6 protein-coding genes are annotated in these 6064 nt (G+C 51.7%); 4 read left to right on the top strand and 2 right to left on the bottom strand.

Annotation, left to right across the window (positions count from 1 at the left end):
- The first annotated feature begins 1 nt into the window (after position 1).
- A complete protein-coding gene (locus TH5_RS21135) occupies positions 2-919 on the top strand; it encodes a hypothetical protein (RefSeq protein WP_114123532.1) in 918 nt (305 codons plus the stop codon).
- 7 nt (positions 920-926) lie between these two features.
- Here the strand turns inward: TH5_RS21135 and TH5_RS21140 are convergent, their stop codons facing one another.
- Positions 927-1883: a hypothetical protein gene (locus TH5_RS21140; protein WP_114123533.1), complete on the bottom strand. Its 957-nt coding sequence runs from the start codon at positions 1881-1883 to the stop codon at positions 927-929.
- A gap of 76 nt (positions 1884-1959) precedes the next feature.
- Between TH5_RS21140 and TH5_RS21145 the strand changes: the two genes are divergently transcribed.
- Complete coding sequence (locus TH5_RS21145; protein ID WP_114123534.1) at positions 1960-2343, top strand: PadR family transcriptional regulator; 384 nt, start codon at positions 1960-1962, stop codon at positions 2341-2343.
- A 22-nt stretch (positions 2344-2365) separates the two neighbouring features.
- Here the strand turns inward: TH5_RS21145 and TH5_RS21150 are convergent, their stop codons facing one another.
- Complete coding sequence (locus TH5_RS21150; protein ID WP_147250152.1) at positions 2366-3472, bottom strand: hypothetical protein; 1107 nt, start codon at positions 3470-3472, stop codon at positions 2366-2368.
- A gap of 889 nt (positions 3473-4361) precedes the next feature.
- On the opposite strand from TH5_RS21150, the gene TH5_RS21155 reads away from it, so the two are divergent.
- Positions 4362-5207: a helix-turn-helix domain-containing protein gene (locus tag TH5_RS21155; RefSeq protein ID WP_114123536.1), complete on the top strand. Its 846-nt coding sequence runs from the start codon at positions 4362-4364 to the stop codon at positions 5205-5207.
- A gap of 105 nt (positions 5208-5312) precedes the next feature.
- A complete protein-coding gene (locus TH5_RS25930) occupies positions 5313-5777 on the top strand; it encodes a hypothetical protein (RefSeq protein ID WP_208638506.1) in 465 nt (154 codons plus the stop codon).
- Positions 5778-6064 lie beyond the last annotated feature (287 nt).

Below are 6064 nucleotides of genomic sequence, written 5' to 3' on the forward strand. Positions count from 1 at the left end.
TATGCCAGGCGGAAAGCTAAAGAAAACAGTTACCACCGCTGTAAAACGGCGACGTCTCGATGTCCATGGTGACCGGGACGTCGCCGCGAACAAAATTGGAGAAGTTCTTTCGAAGGCACTTATCGCCGAGATTGCAAAACTCCCACTACTCAATTATCGCGTTTCATTGCGACGAAGCGTTTTCTCTCGGATGACGCGGGAAGAAGTCCTTCATGGCAAGAAGTTCAGGAAATTCCGGCCGGACAAGGACATGAACCGGGTTTTTCGAGCGGCCGAGAAGAATCAGGATGAGCTGTTTTCCACAGCCTTGACCCGTAACATCGTGAAAGGCTTCCGGCTAACGGAGATGGCTAAAGATCCGGAAGCCTTCAATCTCCTCGTCGACTTGATGTCGGCGATCAGGATTTCGACGTCACATTCGGGATATTCTCTAAAAACCGAAACGATGCAGCATCCAACGCAGGCGAAATCAGGCTTGTTTGACGACCCCGACGATACCGCCAGTAATCATGCATTCATGGACGCCAGAAGACGCGCATATGTGACCAGGGCCATGAACGAAGCCATTGACGCGAAACTTCCAGTGATGGACATTGCGAAAGCTGGCCTGAGGGCTGCTATAGAATACACCTTAAACCACTTCACCGCCCCTATTACCGCCGATGACGTATTTCCGCACAGCCGCCTTAAAAAGGTGTTGAATGCCTCGATCTCCGATCCAAAGGCCAAAGCACAACTTCGATCCCGAGAGGAAATGAAAGGCCAGTATGAACGCCTCGGAGGAGTGTTGAGACTGGCTATTCCGGGAGAAACAAATGCACAGAGTGTGACGCGCAACTGGCGCCGAGATGGCACAACTCCATTACAAGGAGACGATGTCGCGATTGAGCCGCCAAGCCCACGTCGCTTTGTTGCCTGAAATCTTCTCACCGGTAGGAGGGAATGCTTGCATCAATCCCAACCGCAAATGCCAGGACCTCGTTATCAAACCGAGCTACGGCTTTGCTTAACCGAGCCTGGTTGGATGTAAAAGAGTCCTTATCCAGGGCAGCCAGATAGTTGAAGGCCAACGCATGCAGTTGGGCAGACGATACATGATTGCTGACATATTGCCCCTTCGGATAGTTCTGACTGAAGAAATCACGCAACTCCACATAGGCAACATGGAACGCCATTGAGCCCTCAATAAAATCTTCGACCCTGACTTCCCTCAGATTGTTGTACACTTCCACAAACAGAGCAGCCGATGCAGGCTCAAGAGCAAGTGTTTGTGATTGAAGAACTTCGATAGAGCCGCAAACCTCCACCGGGTCGACGGATAATGCTTGTTCAAGCATGTCGGCCCTATAGATGGACAATGTTTCGTTGCATCCGTAGGAACCATAAATACCAAGATTGGGACGAAGGATGTGCCTGCCACTCTCGTATCGGAGCTGCCAAACAGGTTCCTTGCAGCTTCTATACAAGTGTCCATCAATCACACTCAACACCGAGGCGTGATTGACAATCCCGGCTACAACTTTTCGCCGTTCATCGCTGATCAATCGGCCTACGGACTGGGTAAGCTCCCTCTTGGCGCCAAGAAAATTGTCCACAGACTTGAATTCGCCAAAGTGCTGCTCAATTGCCGCCTGCGTACTGATTGTCGGGTCTACGGGACGAAAGAATGTGCCATCCACATGTCTGATTTCAACTTCGCTCAGCGTCTGTCGGCCGTCAGTCGCCTCCCGTACAATCATTGCGACAGGAGCTTCATCTGACGTAAGCGATCGGACTGAAACCGAGAGGACGTCCTGAACGGCGCCATCCTGCTCTTTTCTACCTTTAGGTGGAATATGACGGATGCCGTACTGAAATGGCACATCAAAGATTTCTGTTCTCATCTTGGCGTCCTGCTCCGGTGACTTACCAAATTCCCATTTGATTTTGATAGCTCATGCTTATGCAAAGGACGCTTGCATGTATGTTTTTTTATTAATACCCTGTGCGTTCCATAACAAAGCACAGGGTCAGGCATCCACAATGAATGAAAACCTACTCCCAAAGGTTAGTGCTTTTGAATTCAGCCTGCTCATGGCAATCAGGGTTGGGGGTACCCATGTGGACAGTACCCGCCTGACACGAGTCCTGTTTGGTGATGCCACTGGACGAGAAATCCCAACCGCTCAGGTTTATGCCGCGCTCCAGCGCCTCGAACAAGATGGCATGATCTCTTCAAGGGAAACCGAGCTAGAACCAGAACCCATTCAGGGAGAAAAAAGCGAACGTCTCTACGAGCTGACCGTTTTAGGTCAAGAGACGCTCGAAGACAGCTTTCGGAATATCCGTCAATTTCAACGTTGACGGCGAAGAGCACATGTCTCCCCTACCCGGCCGCGATGGCCTGCAAAGGCAGGTCGATAACTTCGGCACTTTTCATACGGTCAGCCCGAAGCTTGAACGCTGTCGTCCGGTCGATTTCAACAAAACCTTCTTTCGGGTCTTGGCCACCCGTAATTTCATGGAAGGTCTGATGATTTCGGGCGCGCTCCTTAACGGAAGCCGTTACCTCCTCCATGAATGCATCGGAAACCTTCATGGTGAAGGTAATATCGACCTTCCGTTGTCCGACCAAATGCTCCTCGGCTTCAACACGCTCAAGAATACCGTTGCTTTCAAGCACCTGAACCGATTGAGACACCCTGCGAAGAAGGTTCCTGGTCGTCTTCCACTCAGGCATGCCGCTGTCACGCCGGATCTCGGTAGCCAGCATGCTCTGCACAGATTCACCGGTGACAGAAATTTGCGCATGGAGCCTCTTGACCAACCACCTCGCGACCGGGTCACGGATTTCCATCAACCGTTCATAGCTCACCGGTTGGAAGTTCAAGGAGCGAATTGAGTCAGCAACCAATGGGTTGAACTGAACATATGTCTCCATATCAGGAGAGTCATCCTTCTTACGCATGGCCACAACTGGGAACGCCGGAGCATATAACAGCGGAGACTTTTTACCGTCGACGTCCTCAATCCTGATACGGACCTCGTGTAGAAGAACAATCGCTTCACGGATTTCGTCCAGGCTGAAAGTGTGGTTCACCCTCTTCAGCTCTTTTCGAACCTCGTTCAGGCTAAACACAAACCGAACCTTATCCCCGTCGTGCAAAGTTAACCGACTGCGGTCACTGGCTATCCGGCGGATGACTTCTTCGACAATGCCCTCACGCTCGCCCAGGTACCGGTCCTTAATGTCATCAACTTCCGAACCATTCTGCATCTGAGTCGGCTTCAGCGTGATACGATACCGCTTTCCGCCAAACTCAAAGGTGCGCTCGATGACTTTTCGTTTTGATTCCTCAGAGCGTACATCGAAGACAAACCTCGGAGCCAAATCGTAGAGGGCCACCATATTGGTTTGTGAAACATCCGATACCGGCCACAAAGATAATTGTAGCTGAGGCTTCGCGATCGGTAAGGTTGCGGACTGCTCCATTTGGCTCCCTCCTGCATGGAGCGCTCAGAGTGACAACAGACAGAGCGTCATGCAAGGTTCTTCTCGAGAAGCGGCCTATTATAAGTAGGTTTCCAATGCATCCTCAATAGGTCTGCCGTGCAGGGTGGTAGGTTTCCGGTGCAGCCGCGATAGGTTCGCCATGCGAGACGGTAGGTTTCCGATGCACCTGGTGAGCCGAATCGCAAGTATTGTGAATCGGATTCGCCTCCGCATCTAAATATGGATCTCTTAAACCCAACCATGGATTATTATAACCCCGTCAAAACGGCTCCAAACCCATATATTCCGTGCCTATTGACATTCGCGGTAGCTATGTGGGCAAGGAAATCTCTCAAAGAAATCCTTTTGGGGTAGATGCGTTTATATAGGTTTCCCGTGCACCCAGAATAAATCATGTAAATTCAGTGAGTTACATTAGCTGCATCGTAAACCTATACCTCGCCATAAGCGCTCTATAGCATGCAAGTTAGCCAACTCACTCACTTCTCAAAGCCTTACCCCACGTCTCTGAAGCGAACTAATGTCACGGTAAACATTTGATTTAAAACGATAATACCTTTCGTGCGACGTGGTAGGTTTTCCGTGCGGCAGCCGACCCACACAGGAACCCAATCCAGATGCACCACAAACCTATATGGCTGCACAGTAAACCTACCAAAACAGGAGTCGCGCTGGACGCACGGAAAACCTACACCCCCGCATGGCAAACCATCCGTCTTGCATGACAAACCTTCCGGGATGCACGGCAAACCATCTGCGACGCACGGCAAACCTACCCCTAAGTTATTGAAATATTTGACGAACTAGGAAGACTGTGCCCATCCATTGTAGCGTTTGTCCGATTGGCGGGCAGCTATTGGAGGTTCAAATGGGTTCTGACTTGAACACCGTTACGCGGTGGGGGAAAGTTCCAGCATGGTGGCTGTTACACCCGGAAATCAATGCAGACAGGTTTTGTTTGCTGTCCGCACTGGCCACTTATTCGGATGATGCTGGCATTTGCGATCCGTCGCAATCCACACTCGCTGGCCATTTGCGTCGGAGCCGCCCGTGGGTAAACAAAATCATTGCTGAACTCGTTGAGGTTGGCTTCCTCAAAAAGACGAGGCGTGCCCGGGCCAACGGCGGCATGACTTCTTGCCGTTATCGTATTGTTTTTGATGTGGAAAATATAGCGAAGCCCTCGGTAAACTCACTGACAAAAGACGGTCCCACTGATGACACCCCTTGTCCTCCAGATGACAGGGGGTGTCACGAGGATGACAGGAATCAGCCGCAGGCTGAACAGAGTCAGGATTCTCCCCCTCGGAGTGCGGGCGCGCGAGGAAAGCCGGACGACACATCAAAGAGCGCTCCTAAAAACTCGGGAGGTCAGTGTAAGACAGCAACCGCTCGTGAAAAGCTCCCGTTCAACTGGACGCCTTCGCCAGAGGTTTTAGAGCAAGCTGCCCGGCTATATCCGCAAACCGACCTGGCTGAACACACGGCTCTGTTCGTCGCTCGCTGCCGTTCAAAGTCCTATGCCATCGATGCGGACAACGCCGATGACACTTGGCTTGCATGGCTTATTGAGGATCAGCGCAAGCAGAAATCGAACAGCGGCACGACATCGCCGAAGTCCAGTCGGAGAGCAAACCCTCGGAAGTCGCCATCTGACGCCAGTGCTAGTCAATTGAAGGCATGGGGGTCTGCTGCTGGTTACCCAACGAGTTGACGCGTTGCCAAGCCGCGTGACCGAACCGATTTGCATGCAAGAAAGGATACTGAAGTGAACCACCTACCTTCCACGATTACAACAGTACCGGGAGCCTCTTCATCTGTGCTTGATATTGGCGGCGAACTTGAGCGCCTGCTCCGTCCAAAGTCGGTGGAAAGCGTGTTCTCTGCCAATGGGGACTTCTGGGGGACCAGAGAGCGCTGGGTTGTACCCTCAGTTGGTCAGGAACTTATCCCCGAAATTCGCCAGCAGCTAGCAGCGCTGGAGGAAGTCTTGAAGCCTGCCCCCCGTGGGAGAACTCTAACGCGCATCCTTGTTCTCTTGCGGCACTACAATACGAAGGTCAACGAACCAGAGATTGAAGAGATGATTGCCAACGACTGGGCAGAAGACTTGGAAGAGTTTCCGGCCTGGGCGGTGGATGACGCTGCTCGCAAATGGAGGCGAACCCAAAAGTGGCGGCCGTCCATTCAGGAGATACGTGAGCTCTGCCATAGGGCTGTGGCGCGTGAACGCAGGCTTAAGGAGCGGCTGGAGGCTATTCTGAAGCGAGCTGCAAATAGTTAAGGCTTAAAGGTTGCCTCTACGCTTAGGTTCAGCGACAGCTCTGCAAGTTGGTCGAAAAGTGCAAAGTCGCTTTAGGGCTGATGCTGACACGAGAGAAGTGGCGATTTAATACCAAACATATGCCCTGCATATAAGTCTGTCTTGAATGGCCCTACGATTATCATGGAAGTTTGCAAGACAGAAAGAGAGCGCACCGAACAAACAATGCACTCTCTTTTGAAGAGCCAAGCTTTCTCGGAGCGTTAACCGGCGGCCTTCCGACCCAGACCGATTTTCTTGGCAAACTG

The organism is Thalassospira xianhensis MCCC 1A02616 (genome assembly GCF_003326475.1).
Classification (GTDB): Bacteria; Pseudomonadota; Alphaproteobacteria; order Rhodospirillales; family Thalassospiraceae; genus Thalassospira; species Thalassospira xianhensis.

What these genes read in the sequence shown, in the direction of transcription:
- TH5_RS21135 (WP_114123532.1), top strand. Translation starts at nt 2, where the DNA reads ATGCCAGGCGGAAAGCTAAAGAAAACAGTTACCACCGCTGTAAAACGG.
- TH5_RS21140 (WP_114123533.1), bottom strand. Translation starts at nt 1,883, where the DNA reads ATGAGAACAGAAATCTTTGATGTGCCATTTCAGTACGGCATCCGTCAT.
- TH5_RS21145 (WP_114123534.1), top strand. Translation starts at nt 1,960, where the DNA reads ATGTATGTTTTTTTATTAATACCCTGTGCGTTCCATAACAAAGCACAG.
- TH5_RS21150 (WP_147250152.1), bottom strand. Translation starts at nt 3,472, where the DNA reads ATGGAGCAGTCCGCAACCTTACCGATCGCGAAGCCTCAGCTACAATTA.
- TH5_RS21155 (WP_114123536.1), top strand. Translation starts at nt 4,362, where the DNA reads ATGGGTTCTGACTTGAACACCGTTACGCGGTGGGGGAAAGTTCCAGCA.